The organism is uncultured Maritalea sp. (genome assembly GCF_937139385.1).
Lineage (GTDB): Bacteria > Pseudomonadota > Alphaproteobacteria > Rhizobiales > Devosiaceae > Maritalea > Maritalea porphyrae_A.
Window position 1 is genome coordinate 19,108 of record NZ_CAKZPW010000170.1, and the last position, 19,941, is coordinate 39,048.

The following is a 19,941-nucleotide window of genomic DNA, read 5'->3' on the forward strand; positions in this document are numbered from 1 at the left end:
GATATGGGAGCGCCAACGGGCAACATTCACAGATATCTGGACACATATTATGAACATTTTGCTGATTGGTTCTGGCGGTCGCGAACACGCTTTGGCATGGGCGATTGCTAAGTCGAAACACACAGACACACTATTCATTGCGCCGGGGAATGCGGGCATGGAAGAATGTGGCAAGATTGTTGATTTGGACGTGGATGACCACGCAGCTGTTGCCGAGTTTTGCGCCGACGAAAACGTACAATTTGTGGTGATTGGTCCAGAACAACCTCTTGTTGATGGCATGGCGGATGTGTTGCGCGAATGCGGGTTGAAAGTGTTCGGCCCGTCCCAAGTTGCCGCCCAGCTTGAAGGGTCAAAGCATTTCACCCATCAATTGTGCGATGAAATGAATGTGCCAGCCGCCAAATACAAACAGTTTGACGCGCTAGAGCCTGCACTTGCCTATTTGGCAGACCAAGGTGCGCCAATTGTGATTAAGGCCGATGGTTTGGCCGCGGGTAAAGGCGTTACAGTTGCCGAAACTCTTGAACAAGCGGAAGCGGCGCTGCGCGATTGTTTTGATGGTTCTTTTGGAGATGCTGGCGCTTCAGTTGTTATTGAAGAATGCATGGTCGGCGAGGAAGCTTCCTTGTTTGCGCTCAGCGATGGAAAAGACATTGTTTTGTTGCCTTCGGCCCAGGACCATAAACGCGCGTTTGATGGCGATAAGGGACCAAACACAGGCGGCATGGGCGCCTATTCCCCCGCGCCTGTTATGACCGCTGAAATGCTCGAGCGTGCGCGCAAAGAAATTATTGAGCCCAGCATTAAGGGCATGGCGGCGCGTGGCACGCCTTTTACTGGCGTTTTATTCATCGGGTTGATGATTACAGCCGAGGGGCCAAAGCTGATCGAATATAATGTGCGCTTTGGTGACCCTGAATGCCAAGTGCTTATGATGCGCCTGAAATCTGACATTGTTGAACTTTTGACAGCTTGTGCCGATGGCACGCTTGGTGAAGAAACACCTGAGTTTGACGACGCGGTTGCCCTGACCGTTGTGATGGCGGCGAACGGCTATCCCGGCTCATATAAAAAGGGCACACAAATCAAAGGGCTCGATGCCATTGATGGCGATAATGTCAAAATCTTCCATGCGGGCACCAAACGCGACGGCGACAAATTGCTTTCAAACGGTGGCCGTGTATTGAACGTCACGGCCAAGGGCGCAACTGTGCAAGAAGCCCGTGACCGCGCCTATGCGGCAATTGATCAGATCGATTGGCCTGAAGGTTTTTGTCGCACAGACATTGCGTGGCGCGCCATTGAACGCGGGTAAATCACCTTTCAGTTTTCTGCCTTCCATTTGGCCCGCCCTCACCCGGCGTGCCTTTTGTATGAGGGAGCACTTTCAATTCTCCACCGATTGAGGTTTACTCGTTAGGTTGCATTAAATGAACGTCTGTTCATTTGCTTGGGGAGGAAAGTGACAATGCTGAAAAACCGGGGTGACGTGCGCTCAACGCGCGAGGGGTTTAAGTGGGAAATCCCTGAGCATTATAATATTGGCGTTGATATTTGTGATCGGATCGCGGCCCAAAACCCCAACAATTTGGCCATCATTGACATTGCACAAGACAAAAGCGTTCAGAACCACACCTTTGGTCAATTACGCGATTTTTCCAATCAGCTCGCACACGTGTTGGATCGCAACGTGCAATTGGGTGACCGCATTGCAGTTTTGCTGCCGCAGAGTTTTGAAACCGCTGCAGCCCATATTGCCATCACAAAAATTGGCGCGGTTTCGCTGCCACTGTTCACTTTGTTTGGGCCTGAAGCGCTGTTGCACAGAATGAGCGATTCTGGTGCTAAGGTCATCATTACAAATGCCGCTGGCGTGGCAATGATTGCGCAAATCCGGCAAGAACTTCCAGCACTTGAACAGGTGTTTTGCGTCGATGGGCCAATTGAAGACGCAATTGATCTACATGCCGTGTGCGCTGAACAATCAACCCATTTCACTCCGATCAATACCAAAGCAGAAGACCCCGCAATTCTGATCTACACTTCTGGCACCACAGGCAACCCCAAAGGGGCACTGCATGCACATCGGGTGCTGCTTGGCCATTTGCCGGGTGTTGAAATGAGCCACAATTTTTTACCCCAACCAGACGACCTGATTTGGACCCCGGCCGATTGGGCTTGGATTGGTGGTTTGCTTGATGTTTTGATGCCTGCCTTACACCACGGCATTCCCGTGATTGCCCGGCGATTTGAAAAATTTAGCGCCAGCGCGGCGTTTGAATTGATGCAAGAATTCAACGTGCGCAATGCATTTTTGCCGCCCACCGCGCTTAAGATGATGCGGCAAGACCCAAACGCTGAAAGCTGGAACCTCAAGCTTCGCTCGGTGGCCAGCGGCGGCGAAACCTTGGGCAAGGAACTGATTGAATGGGGTGAGAAGGTATTTGGCACGACGATCAATGAGTTTTATGGCCAAACCGAATGCAACATGATCGTATCTTCATGTGCGGCGCTCGCACCTGCGGAACCTGGTGTCATGGGCTTTGCGGTCCCCGGCCATACGGTTGAAGTCATAGATGAAGAGACACTGACCTTTTCAGGCGTTGGGGAAGAAGGCAGCATTGCAGCCAAAGCACCTGATCCAGTTATGTTTTTGGAGTATTTGAACAACCCAGCCGCCACGGCAAAAAAATTCGTCGAAATTGATGGCACAAAATGGCTAATAACGGGCGACAAAGGCCAAAAAACGAAAAGCGGGCGCATTCGATTTGTGGGGCGCGATGATGATGTGATCAGCTCTTCGGGTTATCGCATTGGCCCGGCGGAAATCGAAGACTGTTTGCTCACCCATCCGGCTGTCAAAATGGCAGGCGTTGTGGGCAAGCCCGACGAGGTGCGTGGCTCAATTGTGGCGGCCTATATTGAATTGGCGGACGGATATGAAGCACACGACGCGCTTGCCGATGAAATTGCGACCCACGTAAAAAACCGCCTCGCGGCCTATGAATATCCGCGTGTTATCCGCTTTATCAACGACATGCCGATGACCACCTCTGGCAAAATCATCCGCGCTGAGCTGCGAGACCGTATTGAGAAGGAAACCGCCAATGCCTAGCGAAACGAGCATTTTGTTGGAACACCGTGGCGCGGTGGCATTTGTCAAGCTTAACCGCCCTGAGCAACGCAATGCGTTTGATGCGCCAATGTGCGCGCAGATGCGCCAAACCATTGACCAAATCGAAGCAGATCCTTCTGTTTTGTGTACAGTGTTGCAAGCCAATGGCCTTGCATTTTGTGCTGGAATGGACTTGAAGGCCTTTCTAGCCGGAGACGCAGATCGCATCCTGTTTGGCGAATATGGTTTTGCCGGTTTTGTTAAACGCAAGCGCACCAAACCCGTGATCGCAGCCATAGACGGGGCAGCGCTGGCTGGTGGTTTTGAATTGATGCTGGCCTGCGACATGGTAATTGCCGGCCAAAGTGCCAAATTTGGCCTACCCGAAAGCAAATTGGGCTTGGTCGCTGCCGGCGGCGGTGCGATCCGATTAGGTCAACGTGTGCCAAAAGTAATCGCCAACGAGATTTTGCTCACCGGCCGCATGTTTGGCGCGGATGAGGCTTTGCAGTGGGGTTTGGTCAATCAAGTTGTGCCGGATGGCAATGCCTTGGCTGCTGCGATGGAATTGGCCGAGCAAATCGCCAACAATGCCCCCTTGTCGCTTAAGGCAAGCTTGGCGCTATCTGATCTGGCAACCAGTCAAATTGAACCCGCGCTTTGGGAAGAAAACGACAGGCAAATGGAGCTGATCAGCACCACCCGTGATGCACAAGAAGGTCCCGCAGCTTTCGTCGAAAAGCGCGCGCCAGTTTGGGGTGGTCGATAGCAAATCTTTTGCGCGGCTTCAGTCCTTATTAAAGGCAGCCGACCAATGGTGATGTTGCAAATCAGAAAGCGGTCGAAACAGCAATTCATTGCTGGAATTCGTGACCGCCACAAGAACATTTACGCCCCAAAACCGCAGCCGTTCTTGGCATACGCCACAGGGTGACAATATTGTAAATGGAGCGTCTTCGCTTTCTCTGAACACACATAGGCTGTGTGTTACGGGCACATCTTGCTTGTGCGCTTCAAGGAACCCGCCAAGTTCCATGCAAACAGACAGTACATCTAACTCGGTATCTGGAGAAACACTTGTTATAATTTCCCCGGTTTCCAAGCGTACCGCCGCTGCACCGCCCCAGCCTTTAGGATAGCGACGTTCAATGAGACTGACCGCTGCAGCGTAAATCTCTTTTTCAAGGTTTGGATTCTGCATTGGGGCAACCGTAACCTTTTTTAACAATCCACTTTCACATCAATTGCTATACTAAAAGACTAACCCGTCTCATCAAGCAACCGCACAATCGCAGCCCGCGACATTTGGGTGAGCTGAACCTTGTCTTTGTTTCGATAATAGGCGTAGGCAATAACCGCGTTGTGCAGCGCCCAACCGCGACCGCACCGCCATTCGTCTTCGCCAGTTTTCAGGGTCCGTTTGAATATTTGGCGGGCTTCACCGTCAAAGAGCCACCATGCAGGCGGCAAATCGGCGGCGGGATCTCCCACAGCACACAGACCGAAATCTACAATGCCTGCTAATGCCCCATTTTGGGTGATTAGGTTGCCTGCGTGCAAATCACCATGCAGCCAGCGCGGCGGCGCATTGTGAAGTTTTACGCAAAGAGCATCTTCCCAGATGTTTAAAAGCCCTTTGGCATCAAACTCATCGGCAATCTCAAGAATTGATTTTCGTGTCGCTGGGTCTGTGTCAAGCAACGGCACGCCCCGCCTGTGGTCTGATTTCTCACTCAAGTAGTCTTTGTCGGTTTTGTTGGCCCTCAACTCGAGTATGAAATGGGACAAGCGTTCAGCGGCAACCAACGGTGAGTGCGGCGGAACAGTGAAATAATCTTCGCCCTCCATCCAGGAATAAACTGCAACAGGAACACCGCATTCTGTCTTTTTTGAATATTCACAAACCTTGGGCACAGCCAACTGCCTAAGTTTGAGTTGCCTCAAAATCAAGATTTCCCTTTGCAAGGCCTTCGCCGCATATTCGTGCAGTGGCACCCGCACCACATGACTTTTGCCAAGTCGATACATTGCATTGTCTGTGCCGCCCGAAGCGATTTGCTTCAGCTTAAATGGAGAATATTTTGGCCACATACTTGCAACGGCATTTTTGATCCCCACCTCATCAAATGTAGCGACAAAAGCAATGCTTAAACTCAACTCTTTTCACCAATTGTTGCGTTGAATAAAACATTGTTTGTAACCAAGATACGTCCAATGGTGGTTGCAAAATTGCTGCACTTCGTAAAATTGTTAACCTCAGTGTGATAGGCTTTTAAGCAGTAAAGTAGAGTTAGGTGGCGAATATGACGACCTTGTACGGTCCTCGAATTGGCGTCGCCCTTGGTGGTGGCGCAGCACGCGGTTTAGCCCATATTTCCATTATCGAAGCGATGGACGAAATGGGGCTCAAACCAAGCCTTATTGCAGGTACTTCTATTGGCGCCTATATCGGTGCTGGTTGGGCGTCTGGCATGCAGGGACGTGATATCCGTGAACATGCTTTGGACGTTTTGGGCAGTATGCGCGCCCTGAGTTCTAGGCTTTGGCGCACACAAGTCTATGACATTCGCGAAATGTTTCAGGACGGCATTTCAATGCAGTTTGACGCATTGCGCGTTCTTGGGGCCTTTTCGCCGCAGCCTTTTCCGCGCCGTTTCCGGCAATTGCAAATTCCCTTAAGGGTGATCGCCACTGACTATCGGTCGTGGCACCCGGCTGTTTTTCACAAAGGTCGCCTGGATTGGGCGCTTGCCGGCTCCATTGCCATTCCAAGCCTTTTCAAGCCGGTCATTCACGAAGACCGATTGTTGGTGGATGGTGGGGTTGTGAACCCGCTGCCGTTGGATCACGCGAGCCAAGGCATGGACATTGTCATCGGGGTGGATGTGAACGGTGATCCGGTTTTAACCGACCCCAGCTTTACACCGGCAACCATTGATATTGGCATGGGCGCTGCTCAAATCATGATGCATGCCCTCACCGCCCAAATTTTGGGCGCTTATCCGCCCGACATCTATGTGAAGCCAAACGTGCGCGATTTTGGCGCCTATGAATTTTGGCGCGTGCGCGAAATCTTAGAAGCTGGCGATGCGGTGAAAGACCAATTCAAGTATAAATTGGCCGAAAAGATGGATCGGTTTATCGTCGATCAAGGAAAAACTGCTGAAGCAGTTTAGCGCTTTCACGTTCATTTAGCCCTGCAATTACTTCAGGTTGATGGTGGCATGTGGGTTGGTTGAAAAACCGAACCCCATTGTCCACCGCCCCACCCTTTGGATCATCCGCCCCATAATAAACACGGCGCAATTTGGCGTGTGCAATAGCACCAGCGCACATGGTGCAAGGCTCTAGCGTTACGTATAAATCGCATTGGGCGAGCCTGCCGGTACCCACAAGCGCCAATGCTTGTTTGATCGCCAGCATTTCAGCGTGGGCTGTTGGGTCGTTCAAGGCTTTCATTTGGTTGGCGACTTTTACAATCACTTCCCCATCATGCACCACAACAGCGCCCACGGGCACTTCGCCATTGTTGGCTGCTGATTGCGCCAATTGCAGCGCTTGTTGCATGGGGGTGAGCTTACTATTTGTCGTCATCACATCACTTTGCTTGTTGATGAAGCTTTGCCATAAGCACGCCAAAGATGCAAAGCCTGTTCGTTGGCGCTAGGCTAACGGCAATAGGAGAATCACATTCATGCGCATTCGGCAATTGCCCGACGATCTGGTGAACAAAATCGCCGCTGGCGAGGTTATTGAACGCCCGGCGAGCATCGTCAAAGAATTGGTGGAAAACGCGCTCGACGCGGGGAGCACCCGCATTGTGGTGACCACCAGCGCGGGTGGCAAAAGCTTAATCCGCATTGAAGACAATGGCTTTGGCATGGGCGAAGATGATTTGCGCCTCAGCGTCTCGCGCCATGCAACGTCTAAGTTGAAAGACGATGAGTTAGACGACATTCAAACACTTGGCTTTCGTGGCGAAGCTTTGGCGTCAATCAGTGCGGTCGCTGAACTGACTATAGCAACCCGCGCCACGAACGAAGAACTTGGCCTGAAATTGAGCTTTGAGGGTCCTCGCATCGTAATTTCCCCCAACCCGATGCCGCATGGCACGGTAGTTGAGGTACAAAGCCTTTTTAAGAATGTGCCGGCGCGCTTGAAGTTCCTCAAATCTGACCGCGCTGAAGCAAATGCCATCACCGATGTGATGCGGCGCTTAGCAATGTCGGAACCGCATGTGCAATTTGTGCTGCAAGGCTCTGATCGGCAAACCACCAATTGGCCTGCGCAGACGGGCGAAAATGCCGCCAAGAACCGCCTTGGGCAAATTATGGGCAATGATTTTGCCATCAATGCGGTGCCGATTGATTATCACCGAGGCCCCGTGCACGTAACGGGCATGGCGGCGCTGCCAACTTACACAAAGGCCAATTCGCTAGCGCAATTCTATTTCGTCAATGGCCGTCCTGTGCGCGACAAAGTTTTGATTGGCGGTGTGCGCGGTGCTTATGCTGACTTTTTGCACCGAGATCGTTTTCCAGTGGTGGCGCTGTTTATCAATATGCCTTCGGCTGATTTGGACGTGAATGTACACCCGGCAAAGTCTGAGGTGCGGTTTCGCGACCCCGGTTTCATTCGCGCGGCGGTGATCCGTGGCTTGATGAACGCCTTAGACGAAGCGGGCTTTCGCGCCTCAAAAACCGTTTCAGATGCAACTCTTGCGGCATTTCAGCCCGGTGTTGCTGGGCAATCCGCTTCTTCTGGTTTTCCACCTCCCCCTTCTTATGGGATGAGCGAAACGGGGCAGCCTTCGATTGATCCGGAAGTCAATCGCACCATGCAATATCAAGGTGATTATGGCTATCGCCCCTCGGTCCTTTCGCCGCACATGCCGCGCATGGATGGATTAAACACCCCAAGCGCACGGATGGAAGATTTGGACAGCGCGGACATAGCTGCTGCCCAGGACATGATGAGCGACGAGCACCCCTTGGGCGTTGCCCGCGCGCAATTGTTTGAGAACTACATTGTTGCCCAATCCAGAGACAATTTGATTGTTGTGGATCAGCACGCGGCGCACGAACGACTTGTCTATGAACGGTTCAAGACAGAATTGAACAATGGTCCCGTGCCCGCGCAAAAGCACCTGATCCCGGTGGTTATTGATTTGCCTGAAGAAGATTGCGCACGCCTAGAAGATGCTTCCGAAGCGCTTTTACACGTTGGGCTTGGCCTTGAACGGTTCGGCCCCGCAGCTGTTGCGGTTTATGAAACCCCGGCCCTTTTGGGCAATTCTGACGTGCATAAGCTGATCAATGACGTCGCCGATCAGCTGGCTGAATGGGACAATATTTCCATTGTTATGGAACGCTTAGAAGAAATCGCCGCCCGCATGGCCTGCCACGGCTCCGTGCGCTCTGGCCGCCGCCTACGGGCCGAAGAGATGAACAAGCTTTTGCGCGAAATGGAAGCCACCCCGCACTCGGGCCAATGTATCCACGGTCGTCCCACCTATGTACAGTTGAGTAAGGTGGATATTGAGAAATTGTTTGGGCGGCGGTAGGAAACATCAAACGATCAGATCCCACCTATCTCTAAACTCTTTGATTTCTTCAAAAACTGGCGACACTGGAAAAGAAGTAGACCGAACTTCTCCGTCTCGTTTTAGGGTTTTTGCCCAGCTACTTGCCAATTCTCTAGCAATACTCTCGGCAACTTTAATTGGGAATACGTGAAATTTGGGCGCATCAACGCTCGTCACCATTACTAGGAAATCAGCCAAAATGGGCCCAGGCTTCGAATTGAAGAATGGCACATCATCTTCAAGAAATCTCTTTGCATACCCAAAACTGCCTCGATTGGGTTGCGACGAGTTCATTTTCACTTGAATCACAGCTTTGGTGTGGTCGCGAATGCCGATTAAGTCACCGTTCATCGCTTTAGTGCTACCGTCCAGCCTTTCAACGTGAAAACCTTCTTTTGTGAGTTCCAATTCAACTAAGAGCTCACCAATTTTGCCAGAACTTGCTCTTGCGTCCAAATCCTCAACTCCAAATTATGTTACTGCTAAACCGCTTCCAAGAACGTTTCAGCCGTCGTCAGATCAACAGACACCAAATTCGAAATACCGCGTTCTGCCATGGTGACGCCGAACAGGCGGTCCATGCGGGCCATGGTGATGGGGTTGTGGGTGATGACCACGAAACGGGTTTCGGTTTTTTCGCGCATTGAATCGAGCAAGTTGCAGAAACGCTCAACGTTCGCATCGTCCAATGGCGCATCAACTTCGTCGAGTACGCAGATCGGCGCGGGGTTGGTGAGGAACACCGCAAAGATTAGCGACATGGCGGTCAGCGCTTGTTCGCCGCCCGAAAGTAGCGTCATGGTTTGTGGTTTTTTGCCCGGAGGGCGAGCGATGATTTCAAGCCCGGCTTCCAGCGGGTCATCGCTTTCAACAAAGGTCAGCTCGGCTGTGCCGCCACCAAAAAGTTGGGTAAATAGTTCGGTGAAATGGGCGTTTACTTTATGGAATGCCTCGGTAAGCCGCGCACGGCCTTCGCGATTGAGGTTGGAAATACCGGTTCGCAATTTGGCAATGGCAGCGATAAGGTCTCCCCGGTCGGCCACCATGGTATCTAGCTTTTCTTGGGTTTCCGTCGCTTCTTGCTCTGCCCGCAAGTTGACGCCACCCAATCGTTCACGCTCACGCTTCAAGCGATCCAATTTGGCTTCAGTTGCGCTTTCCGTTGGCAACTGATGTTCTGGCTTGATGCCTGCGATTTCAGCTGTGCGATTTGCGCTAACGTTAAGAGATTCAACCACATTTTGCTCGACCTGCAAACGTTGTTGCCCAAGCGATTTCAAGCGTTCTTCGATGCGAGCGATTTCTTCTCGCACTTTGGATAAGGCGGCAATGGCGTCCCGTGCGTCGCGGTCCTGTTCGCGGTGCATTTGCTCGGCCTTGGCCACCGCGTCTGCTGCCCGTTTGCGGTCCTGCTCGGCATCTTCAATTTTATCTTCTAACGTGCGACGCTGATTGGCGAATTCGTCCGGTGCGCTGTTCAACTCCTCGAGTTGAGTTTCAATTTCTTGCTGGCGAGAAACAAGCGAAGCCAAATGGCTTTGTGCATCAGTGAGCCGTTTTTGCCACGATCCCCGCTCGGTTTCGATACGCGCCAAACGCTGCTCGCGCATCCGCGCCGCATTTTCAAACCCTGCAAGGCGCAGTCTTGCCTGATCTGCTTGTTCGCGCAGTCGAGAAAGGTTCATATTCTCGGCTTCAATTGCCCGGGCCAAATCCTGATCATCCTCGATAACACTCAGGGCGTTTTCAGCGTCTTTGACCACCGCCACCATTTCATCACGGCTTGATTTGAGGCGCACATTTGCTTCTTCCAGCGCACTGCGGCGGGACGTGAGGTCCACAAGGCCCTTTTGTGCGGCTTCTACAGCGGCCTGAGCGGCGCTGATGGCGCGTTGGGCATCTTTGTAGATATCGCGTCGCTGGCGCTCCTGCTCGCGGCTGGCCGCCAATTGCTCGGATTTTGCCTGTACGTTGGTGCGCGCCGTTGAAAGCTTTTTCCCAAAGGATTGACGTTCTGCATCAATCTCCGCCAAACGGTTGCGCTGTGCGAGCCGCTGTGCGGCGGCTGTAGGCGCGTCACCACGCGCCACAAACCCATCCCAACGCCAAAGGTCACCTTCACGCGTGACCAATGTTTGACCGGGCTTGAGCGCTTTCATCAGAAGCTCGCCGTCAGACTTTTCGATAACGCCGATTTGGTTCAAGCGACGGGTCAATAAAGCCGGGCCGCGCACAAATTGGCTCAATGGGTCTGCGCCGGCTGGCAGGGCAGCATCGGCGCTGTCATCTCCGGGCTGGGACCAGAACAAGGGGGCCGCTTCATCTGAAGAGGCGTCTAGATCATCCCCTATTGCAGCGCCAAGGGCGGTTTCAAACCCGGCTTCAACTTCCAACGCATCAACAATTGATGGCCACAAAGACTGGTCATGCAGCTCCAGCATCTTGGAGATCGCTTGGGCTTCTGCATCAAGTTTGGTGATTTCAGATTCAATTGCGGTTAGTGTTGGTCGCGCTTCGTGCAAGTCTTGCTCGGCTTGCCGCGTCGCCGCTTCGGCTTTGTCGGCATCTGCTTCAGCGCGCTCAGCCTCTGTGCGCGCATTTGCTAGTGCGTCTTGGCGCGCCTGCAATGTCTTATCTTCAGACAGGGCTTTGATGATCTTTTGCGCTTCATCCGCTACATCTGCGAGCTGCTGATTAAGCTTATCTAGGCGCGCTTTTGCGTCGTCCAATGTGCGTTGGGTTGAGGATTTGTGGGCGCGCAGTTCGCTCAACTTGTCGGCTTTGGCCCGCAATGCAATTTCGGCTTCAGACACAGTTTGTTTGGTGCGTTCTGCATCTTGGAGGGCTTGCACATTGTCTGCCGCAGCATTGGCCGCATCGCTGTTCAACTGTTTTTCTTCGTCAGCCAAATTCGCCACCAATTCGCGACTTTCGCTGATCAAGTCCGTATCCCGCGCCGCGTCAACTTTGACCTGCACCAAGCGACCTTCTAATTCGGTTTTGCGTTGATTGGCGCGTTTGGCGTCTTCTTCGAGTTGGGTCAGTGCAATCTTGAAGCGTTGCAATACCGCGCCAGCTTCCGCTTCTGCCAAGCGCAAGGGCTGTAATTGCTCATCAGATGCCTCAAGCCGTTTTTTGGCCGCAAGATCCAAATGGGTTGCATCAGCCAACAAATTGACCAAACGCGCATGTTCGGCTTGCGTTTCTTTTTCTTTCACCTTCACGGCAACCCAACGCAAATGCAGCAAGGTCGCTTCGGCTTTGCGGATATCGCCTGAAATATTGCGATAACGGGTGGCTTGGCGGGCCTGACGCTTTAAATTTTCAAGTTGACCATCAACCGCGGCAATGATGTCGTCAACACGTTCAAGATTCGTTTCAGCGGCCCTTAGGCGCAATTCAGCTTCGTGGCGGCGGGAATGAAGTCCTGAAATGCCTGCCGCCTCTTCCAGGATCAATCTACGTTGCTTGGGTTTGGCAGATATTAATTCGCCGATTTGGCCCTGGCGCACCATTGCAGGAGATCGGGCACCGGTGGAGGCATCGGCAAACAAAAGCTGCACATCTCGGGCGCGCACTTCTTTGCCATTGACGCGATAAACGGAGCCATGTTCGCGCTCAATGCGGCGGGTGACTTCAAGTTCATCTTCGTGGTTTAGCGCCGCAGGGGCCGTGCGGTCTTTATTGTCGAGGAAAAGGGTGACTTCGGCGCTGTTGCGCGCAGGGCGATTGGTGTTGCCGGAAAAAATTACATCGTCCATGCCAGACGCGCGCATGTTTTTATAGGAGCTTTCCCCCATCACCCAGCGCATGGCTTCAACAAGGTTGGATTTTCCACACCCATTTGGTCCCACAATTCCAGTGAGACCCGGTTCTAGATATAAATCAGTGGAATCGGTGAATGATTTGAAGCCAGTGAGCCGCAGGCGCGAAAATTTCATCGCGCCCCCCGTTTCGGGCAGCGATGAACGCTATAGCAGCGGTTCGATCTCTTTGGCGAATTCTTCAACCGATATAACTCCAGCCAGCTTCTTGCCGTTCACATAAAACGTTGGTGTCGCTTCCAAGCCAAATTCTTCCAAAGCTTGATTACGAGTCTTCTCTAATCCTTTGAAAAGCTCTTGGTTTGTCAAGCAAGCTTCGAATGTTTCCTGTGTAAATCCGTTATTTATTGCCACTTGGGCCATTTGGGCCTTCGGATTGTCACTTACTGCCCAAGAACGCATGGTTTCAAAATAGGCACTCGTGAGTTTGTAATAGTCGGCTGCTGGTTCGTCACATGCGGCCACCATGAACACAACAGCATCCAAAATCGAACGGCTGAACGGGCGCATTACAAAGCGGACTTTGCCGGTGTCTATGAATTCTTTCTTGAACTCAGGGAACACTTGATTGTGGAAGGTTGCGCAGTGAGGGCAAGTTGGTGACGCATATTCGATTATGGTCACTTTGGCGTTTTCATCGCCCAACCAGTTATCTTCAAAACCCAAGGGTTTCATCAAATCGCCTGTGCGTGTAATTTCCTCGCCGCCAGATGCTGTATTGTCAGCAGTTATTTTGGTTTGGTTCGCCGTTTCATCACTCGTGGCTGTGTTGTCACAACCGGCAAGAAACAATGCACCAAAGCTTGCACCTGTTAACAGGGCTGTTCTGCGGCTAATTTTCACGACACCAAACTCCTCAAATAAAATCGTTGAGTGATGTTACATATGTCAAACGTGGCCGCAAGAGGGCAAAGGCCTCACCGATCCTCACATTGAAGTGAAATCGTTCTTATCCGCGCTGTAAAATTGCGATTTGCGTATCACCATAATTGCGGCGATCAAGTTCGGTCAGACCATTAGGAATTGTCAGGTCAGCAGATTTTGCCTCTTCCCAAACTATGATTGCGTCATCCGCAATCCAGCCACCGTCTAATGCAACGCTCAGTGCTTTTTCACCCAGACCCTTATTGTAGGGTGGGTCAAGAAACACCAAATTGCAGGGCGGAATGCGCTGAACTTGGCCCAAATCGGTCGCGTCTCGACGCAACATGCGCGCCTGCCCCGCCACGCCAAAATCTTGGATATTTTCACGCATTAATGCCCGGGCTTCAACGCCAGTGTCCACAAAGGTTGCATGCTCTGCCCCACGCGACAAAGCCTCAAGACCCAAAGCGCCAGTGCCCGCAAAAAGATCGAGCACCCGCACTTGATGAAATGCGGGGCCGAAATGATTGGCAAGGATATTAAAAAGGCTTTCGCGCACCCTATCAGATGTGGGACGGATTTCGTCCGTTTCTGGGGTGTGCAATTTCTTGCCGCGAAATTTACCCGCTACAATGCGCATAATTGGCCCTTTTGCCTGCCGCTACTTGCGCGACTTTGGTGGCGAAGCACGCCTGTTTGGATTGGCATTTGGGTTACTCGAACGTGAGCCTGCTGGTTTGCCTGCTGGACGACCAGTGGGTTTACCACCCGACTTACCACCAGGTTTGCCCCCAGTTGGACGGCCACCGCTGCGCGGCTTGCCATAGCCTCGGCTATCGTCTGGCTTGGCGGAAACAAAGGTCTTGTTTTTGCCACCCCGGCCACGGCTTTCTGGGCGTGCTGAGTTGCGACCGCGATCTCCATCACCTGATGGGCGCTCGTCACGTTGCACAAATGCGCCACGGCGATCATTTGCGGTTCGGTCGTCACGACGTGGACCGCGCGTTTTTGCCGATTGAGGACGGCCACCGCGTTCTTCAAACGACTTATTTTCACCCGATGGCCTGCGATCGCGATCACCAAATGATTTCTTATCACCATAAGGCTTTTTGTCGCCCGAAGGCTTCCGATCCCTGTCAGCAGGTTTATTGCGCGCATCAGATTGACCACGACTTGGCTCGCGACGGCCTGGGCCGCCACTTCCCGCCCGCTTATCTCCATAGGGCTTTTTGTCACCAAAGCCTTTGCGATCGCTACCACGGCGGTCATCGTCCCGGCGCTTGCCGCCCTTGCGGTCATCATCGTCTTTGCTGCGTTTTTCAGGGGTGTCGATTATTTCAGTTCGACCATCATCAAAGAACACTTTGGACTTGGGTGTAAACTCTTCGGTCGGGCGCTCTTCGTATTTCTTACGGACCGGGCGCACCGGGCGATCAACTCGCCCAACGGGTTTGCCTGCCGGTTTGACTGGCTCTTGTGGTTTGCCGCGAGATTGAAACTGGTTACGGGTTGGTTTTTTGATCTCAACAGGCACAATCGGTCCATCAAAATCAACACCAGCTTCTTGGGCCAATTTGGCGCTCAACTGGTCTTTGAGCACGCGGGACTTAACCGCCAAGATTTCACCAACCTTCATTTCGTTCAGCTGGAAGGGGCCATAGGAGATACGGATCAAACGGTTTACGTCTAACCCAAGCGCAGCCAACACGTTCTTCACTTCGCGGTTTTTGCCCTCTTTCAAAGAGATCACGATCCACGCATTTGCGCCCTGTTGGCGCTCAAGTGAAGCTTCGATGGGACCATAGTGAACCTTATCGACTGTAATACCGTCTTTGAGCTCATCCAGCTTTTCTTGCGTAATGCGACCATGCGCCCGCACCCGATACCGACGGGTCCAGCCTGTTGAAGGCAGTTCAAGCACGCGCTTGAGGCCGCCTTCATTGGTCAGCATCAACAAACCTTCAGTATTGATGTCTAGGCGGCCCACGGTCAAAACGCGCGGCAGGCCTGCTTTTTCGAAATCATCAAACACTGTTGGGCGACCATCAGGGTCGCTTTCGCTGACCACTAGGCCTGCCGGCTTGTAATAGAGCCACATGCGTGTGGCTTCTTTTTGGGCCAAGCGATTGCCATCGACTGTGATTTTGTCTTTGTCGGTCACATTATAGGCAGGGGTAGAAATAACCTTGCCATTGATCGCAATACGGCCCTCTTCGATCCATGTTTCGGCCATGCGGCGCGAACAGTGTCCCGATCGAGCAATTACTTTGGCGATACGTTCGCCTTCGCGCGTTTTTTGAGGCGCGCCTTTTTTGTCAGTCGCCATTTTTTGGCTCCGATTGAATAAAAGTGTTGGCGCGGTGTAGCGGTTTGTTAGTTGCCTTGCAATGCCGCTCTTATGTCCTCAGGACATAATGGGCTGTCCAAAGGCACCAAATCGCCATTATCAGCCAAACAAATCAGGTCTTGCCCACCAACTTTAGTGAAATAGCGTTCTGGCGGCAAATAGAGGGGGCGATTTGTGCCCGACTGCAAAGCTTTTGCATATGCCTCACGCTGCTCGCGGAACCGGCGTGCAACTTCGGCCATTTCCTCTGGTGTGAACGGACGTCCCTTAACGGCACCAAGATCCACAACACGCGCGCCGCGCAGAAGACGGATTTCGTTTTCAGTCAGTTTGGATTTGTCCAACAAGACTTTGTCGCTGTCTTCAGGCAGGGATGCGGTTTGGGTGCTTTTTGTTGGAATGGGCAGAACAGCTGCATCTTTGGGCAAAACCAAAGGTGCACGCTCAGACTTAACGTCCTCTTTCTTTTCCTTTTCAATCAACCCAATGCCTTGAGCCGTTGCGGTCAACACTTCGCGCTCAAAGGTTTCGCCGTCTTTGAAGGCGTTGGTGCCTTCAACCGTGGTACAAGCTGCAACCGCAAAAACAGCTGCACCAAGCGTTGCGAATTGGATGGCGCGCAAAGCCGATCGTTTGAAAGATGAAAAACTCATAGGTTGCGTCCTTAACTCCAACTCACCGAAATGCGGCCTTCAAATATTTGCGTTGATCTCGCTAATGCTGAAATCAGGCGATTTTAGGCCTTTTCGCCTTTTGATGTGAACATATCCCACACTAACGCGATAAGGCCAAGGGCAATTGCAACATCAGCGAGGTTAAAAATATACCAATTATAGCCATAGGCATGAAACGAAAAGAAGTCTGCGACCGCTCCATAGACCATACGATCAATGACATTTCCAACCGCTCCACCAAGGGTAACCGCCAAGCCCCAGCGCACCAGATTGGAAGGGGATGTGGCCCACCAATAGGTAAGGCCTGCACAGGCCACTAGCATAATGGCAATCAGGCCCCATGCCGGAATGGCCGCAAATAGACCATAGGAAATGCCAGGGTTCCACACCAAAACATAGTCAAAAAATGGCGTAACAGTGATCAGTTCACCACCTTGCCACCCGACAATTTTGATCATGTAAAACTTATGCAGCTGATCAATCAGCGCGGCCAAAATGAAGGCAAAGATCGATTTATGGGCGAAATTTGCCTTCATCTGAATTATGCCCCTGCCAATTCGCGCAAGGCTTGCGCGTCGCGCAAGGTTACATCCGGGTACTCAGCGTCGGTGCCCACTTCAGGCAAGACTTTCCAAGAACGCAGACACTTGTTGCCTTCTGCCTTTTTAGGCACCACAGAAACACCGGGAACTTCGTCGAGGCGGAATGCTTCAGCCGGGCCTTCATTTTGCAACACATTGGCTTGGCTGGTGATGGCTATTTCTGCCGCGTCTTGCCCATGCAACGCCACATACAAGTCAGCGTCTGCCACATAAATGTCAGGCGCTGATTCAAGCGACGAGCCGATGCGTTTTTCACGACGCTCAATTTCAAGCGCGCCCGTTACCACACGGCGCACCTTGCGGATTTTTGCCCATTTGGCAGCAAGATCGTCGTTAAGCCAATCGCTTGGAATAGTTGGGAACTGGCGCTTATGGACGGACGACCCTTCTTCTGGGTTCCGCTCCAGCCACACTTCCTCCATAGTGAAGGCCATGATTGGCGCAAGCCAAGCGGTAAGGCATTCATAAAGCGTGTTCAGAACGGTCATTGAAGATTTGCGCGTGTTGCTCGATTTTGGATCGCAATAAAGCGCGTCTTTACGAATATCAAAATATAGCGCTGAAAGGTCTGCCGTCATGAAATTAAACAGCGTTGAAAATACGCGTTTAAAGTCATAATTGGCGTAAGCGTCACGCACTTCTTTGTCCATTTGGGCAATGCGATGCAACATATATCGCTCAAGCTCTGGCATATCAGCTGCGTCGATTTTTTCGCTCTCATCAAAGTGGGCCAAACTGCCCAACAGAAAACGCAACGTATTGCGCATTTTACGGTATGCATCGACGGTTGTCTTGATGGCTTCATCGCCCACACGGCTATCTTCGGTAAAGTCGATTGACGAGGCCCAAAGACGCAGGATATCCGCACCATATTGCTTGATGATGTCTTGAGGAGCGACGATATTGCCCAAAGACTTCGACATCTTGCGGCCGTCTTTATCCATCGTGAAGCCATTGGTGATCACGGTTTTGAACGGCGCGACGCCGCGTGTGCCACAAGCTTCAAGCAAGGACGATTGGAACCAACCCCGGTGTTGATCTGACCCTTCTAGATAAACATCGGCAGGCCAAGCGTGGTCATCCCGCTTTTCCAAAACAAAGGCATGGGTTGAACCACTGTCAAACCAAACGTCCAAGATGTCTGTTACTTTGTGCCACTCGCTTGCATCATATTCGCTGCCAAGGAAGCGTTCTGCCGCGCCCTCAACAAACCATGCATCGGCGCCTTCAGCTTCAAATGCGTCAGCAATGCGTTGGTTGACCGCTTCGTCTTTAAGTACAGTGCCGTCATCTTTGGCGAACACACAAATTGGCACGCCCCATGTACGTTGACGCGAAAGCACCCAGTCTGGGCGACCTTCAACCATTTTGCGCAATCGGTTTTGGCCCGCTTTGGGTTCGAATCGCGTTTGATCGATGGCGTTCAATGCGCGTGTGCGCAATGTGTCACCCTCACCGCCAATATCGCGATCCATATAAACAAACCACTGTGGCGTATTGCGGAAAATGATCGGCTTTTTAGAGCGCCAAGAATGCGGATATTGGTGCTTCACGCGGCCACGGGCAACCATATTGCCACGAGCGGCCAGTTCGGTGATTACCTTTTGGTTTGCATCGCCCTTTTTGGCCGTCGATCCAATATCCGCCGAAGCAGAAAACTGTCCTTTGGTGAGCCCGTAAACACCATTATTTTCCAGCATATAAAGCATATTCACATTGCGGCGCATCGCGTGAATGAGCTGACCTGCCCCGATAGAAAGGCTGTCGCCGTCGCCGGATACGCCAAAATAAGTCATCGCGCCATTGGCCGCCGAGTTCAAATGCGACCGCACGCGCCATCTCGGGTCCGTGTGCTGATAACTGCGCTTTCGCGATTGCCGCAAACTCTTCTGTCGAGGCCTCATGACGCGCGCGAAAGTGCTTACGATAAGTCGGCGTGAATTGTTCCAAAGCCGCGAGAAGCGCCGGATCGGGAAATTCAACCTCGGCGCCAGTCATATGTCCAACCATAAACATCAGCTCGCGATCGCGCAGCGGATGCATCTCAAGGTAGGGCTCGAATGCCGCCGCAACCGGTGCAAATTGCGTCGCGACTTTCGTAAGTTCGGCCGCGTCCTCATCGCTCAACGCAAGTCGACCGCGCAGACGTAAATCGCTTAGGCTACGTGCCGCGTGATAGGAGAACAGCAGCATAGAAAGCCGCTCATTCTGATGTATCTCGAATATCACCGATTGGGCGGCTGGCGAGGCTTGCGATGCCGGTGCTGAGATGGGCGCGGAGGCGGGGCTTGGGCTGCAGCCGGCCAGTGCACAGCCTGATAGGAATAGACCGAGGTGATATGTGGCATTTCCACTAAACATAGCTGTATTATGTCAGCAAGACAGCTGGCTCGCAAGTGGACCTTTGTAGTTCGCTCATGGACCAGCAAGGCTGCTGTACCTATATAGCGCCTATGGATATTTCAGTTGTCCTTACCGATATTTGGGATTCCGCGGTCGCGGTTATGCGCGAAGTGCCGCGTTCTGGCCTGTTGATCGGCGCGTTGGCGGCGCTTTTTGCCGGATGGATCGGTGCAGTCTTTGCTCCCGCAGCCGAAATCATGCGTCTCTATCCCGGTTGGAAGCCCGCTGAAATCGCGGATTTCCAGGCCATGTTCCGCAGGGCGTTTTATCCGCAGCTAAACACGGCAAGCGATTGGAATGGCAATGTGGATCTCAGCCAAATTGATGCCATGATGTCCATCGCAGTATTCAACGAAGACAAAGACGAATTCCAGCTTGGACTCGCGAGGTTAAGGAACCGCAGCCGCGCGTATTTCTATTTGGCCTCCGACGGCGCGCGGCCTCAACCGATCTCAGGTGATGGCGGCAACCCGGAGCAATTCTGGTCCCATCCGACACAGTGGATTGATGGTTTAACGCAAGAGA

16 protein-coding genes and 3 pseudogenes are annotated in these 19,941 nt (G+C 52.4%); 7 read left to right on the top strand and 12 right to left on the bottom strand.

Annotated elements, in window-relative coordinates; genetic code table 11:
- Positions 1-49 precede the first annotated feature (49 nt).
- From purD to Q0231_RS07300, 3 genes are all read left to right on the top strand, one after another.
- A complete protein-coding gene (gene purD / locus Q0231_RS07290; RefSeq protein ID WP_299346764.1) occupies positions 50-1,318 on the top strand; it encodes a phosphoribosylamine--glycine ligase in 1,269 nt (422 codons plus the stop codon).
- Positions 1,319-1,471: 153 nt separating this feature from the next.
- Positions 1,472-3,118: an AMP-binding protein gene (locus Q0231_RS07295; protein WP_299346766.1), complete on the top strand. Its 1,647-nt coding sequence runs from the start codon at positions 1,472-1,474 to the stop codon at positions 3,116-3,118.
- Positions 3,111-3,887 carry an enoyl-CoA hydratase-related protein gene (locus Q0231_RS07300; RefSeq protein WP_299346768.1) on the top strand — a complete coding sequence of 259 codons (777 nt, stop codon included), beginning with the start codon at positions 3,111-3,113 and terminating at the stop codon, positions 3,885-3,887. Before Q0231_RS07295 ends, Q0231_RS07300 begins: the two co-directional genes overlap by 8 nt.
- 18 nt (positions 3,888-3,905) lie before the next feature.
- On the opposite strand, the gene Q0231_RS07305 is transcribed toward Q0231_RS07300, so the two are convergent.
- Positions 3,906-4,319 (bottom strand): cytidine deaminase, encoded by a 414-nt coding sequence (locus Q0231_RS07305; protein ID WP_299346770.1) that lies wholly within the window; start codon positions 4,317-4,319, stop codon positions 3,906-3,908.
- Positions 4,320-4,378: 59 nt separating this feature from the next.
- Positions 4,379-5,275, bottom strand: coding sequence for a phosphotransferase (locus tag Q0231_RS07310; RefSeq protein ID WP_299346772.1), 897 nt, complete (start codon positions 5,273-5,275; stop codon positions 4,379-4,381).
- Between the two features lie 146 nt (positions 5,276-5,421).
- On the opposite strand from Q0231_RS07310, the gene Q0231_RS07315 reads away from it, so the two are divergent.
- A complete protein-coding gene (locus Q0231_RS07315) occupies positions 5,422-6,294 on the top strand; it encodes a patatin-like phospholipase family protein (RefSeq protein WP_299346774.1) in 873 nt (290 codons plus the stop codon).
- Here Q0231_RS07315 and Q0231_RS07320 read toward each other — a convergent pair.
- Positions 6,257-6,712: a nucleoside deaminase gene (locus Q0231_RS07320; RefSeq protein WP_299346776.1), complete on the bottom strand. Its 456-nt coding sequence runs from the start codon at positions 6,710-6,712 to the stop codon at positions 6,257-6,259. The two genes, Q0231_RS07315 and Q0231_RS07320, sit on opposite strands and share 38 nt — an antisense overlap.
- 100 nt (positions 6,713-6,812) lie before the next feature.
- On the opposite strand from Q0231_RS07320, the gene mutL reads away from it, so the two are divergent.
- Positions 6,813-8,681, top strand: coding sequence for a DNA mismatch repair endonuclease MutL (gene mutL / locus Q0231_RS07325; protein ID WP_299346777.1), 1,869 nt, complete (start codon positions 6,813-6,815; stop codon positions 8,679-8,681).
- Between the two features lie 6 nt (positions 8,682-8,687).
- On the opposite strand, the gene Q0231_RS07330 is transcribed toward mutL, so the two are convergent.
- From Q0231_RS07330 to Q0231_RS16700, 9 genes and pseudogenes are all read right to left on the bottom strand, one after another.
- Positions 8,688-9,158 (bottom strand): hypothetical protein, encoded by a 471-nt coding sequence (locus Q0231_RS07330; RefSeq protein WP_299346779.1) that lies wholly within the window; start codon positions 9,156-9,158, stop codon positions 8,688-8,690.
- Positions 9,159-9,184: 26 nt separating this feature from the next.
- Positions 9,185-12,643: an AAA family ATPase gene (locus tag Q0231_RS07335; RefSeq protein ID WP_299346781.1), complete on the bottom strand. Its 3,459-nt coding sequence runs from the start codon at positions 12,641-12,643 to the stop codon at positions 9,185-9,187.
- A gap of 30 nt (positions 12,644-12,673) precedes the next feature.
- Entirely contained in the window at positions 12,674-13,369 is a 696-nt protein-coding gene (locus Q0231_RS07340; protein ID WP_269392576.1) for a DsbA family protein, read from the bottom strand.
- A gap of 106 nt (positions 13,370-13,475) precedes the next feature.
- Positions 13,476-14,030, bottom strand: coding sequence for a 16S rRNA (guanine(966)-N(2))-methyltransferase RsmD (gene rsmD, locus Q0231_RS07345; RefSeq protein ID WP_269392577.1), 555 nt, complete (start codon positions 14,028-14,030; stop codon positions 13,476-13,478).
- 21 nt (positions 14,031-14,051) lie between these two features.
- The gene (locus tag Q0231_RS07350; RefSeq protein ID WP_299346785.1) at positions 14,052-15,716 is read right to left on the bottom strand and encodes a pseudouridine synthase; all 1,665 of its coding nucleotides are present in this window, start codon (positions 15,714-15,716) and stop codon (positions 14,052-14,054) included.
- A 47-nt stretch (positions 15,717-15,763) separates the two neighbouring features.
- Complete coding sequence (locus Q0231_RS07355) at positions 15,764-16,390, bottom strand: hypothetical protein (protein WP_269392579.1); 627 nt, start codon at positions 16,388-16,390, stop codon at positions 15,764-15,766.
- Between the two features lie 83 nt (positions 16,391-16,473).
- Positions 16,474-16,947: a signal peptidase II gene (gene lspA / locus Q0231_RS07360; protein ID WP_269392580.1), complete on the bottom strand. Its 474-nt coding sequence runs from the start codon at positions 16,945-16,947 to the stop codon at positions 16,474-16,476.
- A 5-nt stretch (positions 16,948-16,952) separates the two neighbouring features.
- Positions 16,953-18,638 (bottom strand): annotated as a pseudogene (locus Q0231_RS07365) (isoleucine--tRNA ligase); the annotation flags it as partial.
- Between the two features lie 24 nt (positions 18,639-18,662).
- A pseudogene (locus Q0231_RS16700) lies at positions 18,663-18,917 on the bottom strand (thiamine pyrophosphate-dependent enzyme); the annotation flags it as partial.
- Between Q0231_RS16700 and Q0231_RS16705 the strand changes: the two are divergent.
- Both Q0231_RS16705 and Q0231_RS07375 read left to right on the top strand, forming a co-directional pair.
- Positions 18,916-19,164 carry a hypothetical protein gene (locus Q0231_RS16705; protein ID WP_367274479.1) on the top strand — a complete coding sequence of 83 codons (249 nt, stop codon included), beginning with the start codon at positions 18,916-18,918 and terminating at the stop codon, positions 19,162-19,164. The pseudogene Q0231_RS16700 and the gene Q0231_RS16705 overlap by 2 nt on opposite strands.
- A 302-nt stretch (positions 19,165-19,466) precedes the next feature.
- Positions 19,467-19,941 (top strand): annotated as a pseudogene (locus tag Q0231_RS07375) (hypothetical protein); the annotation flags it as partial.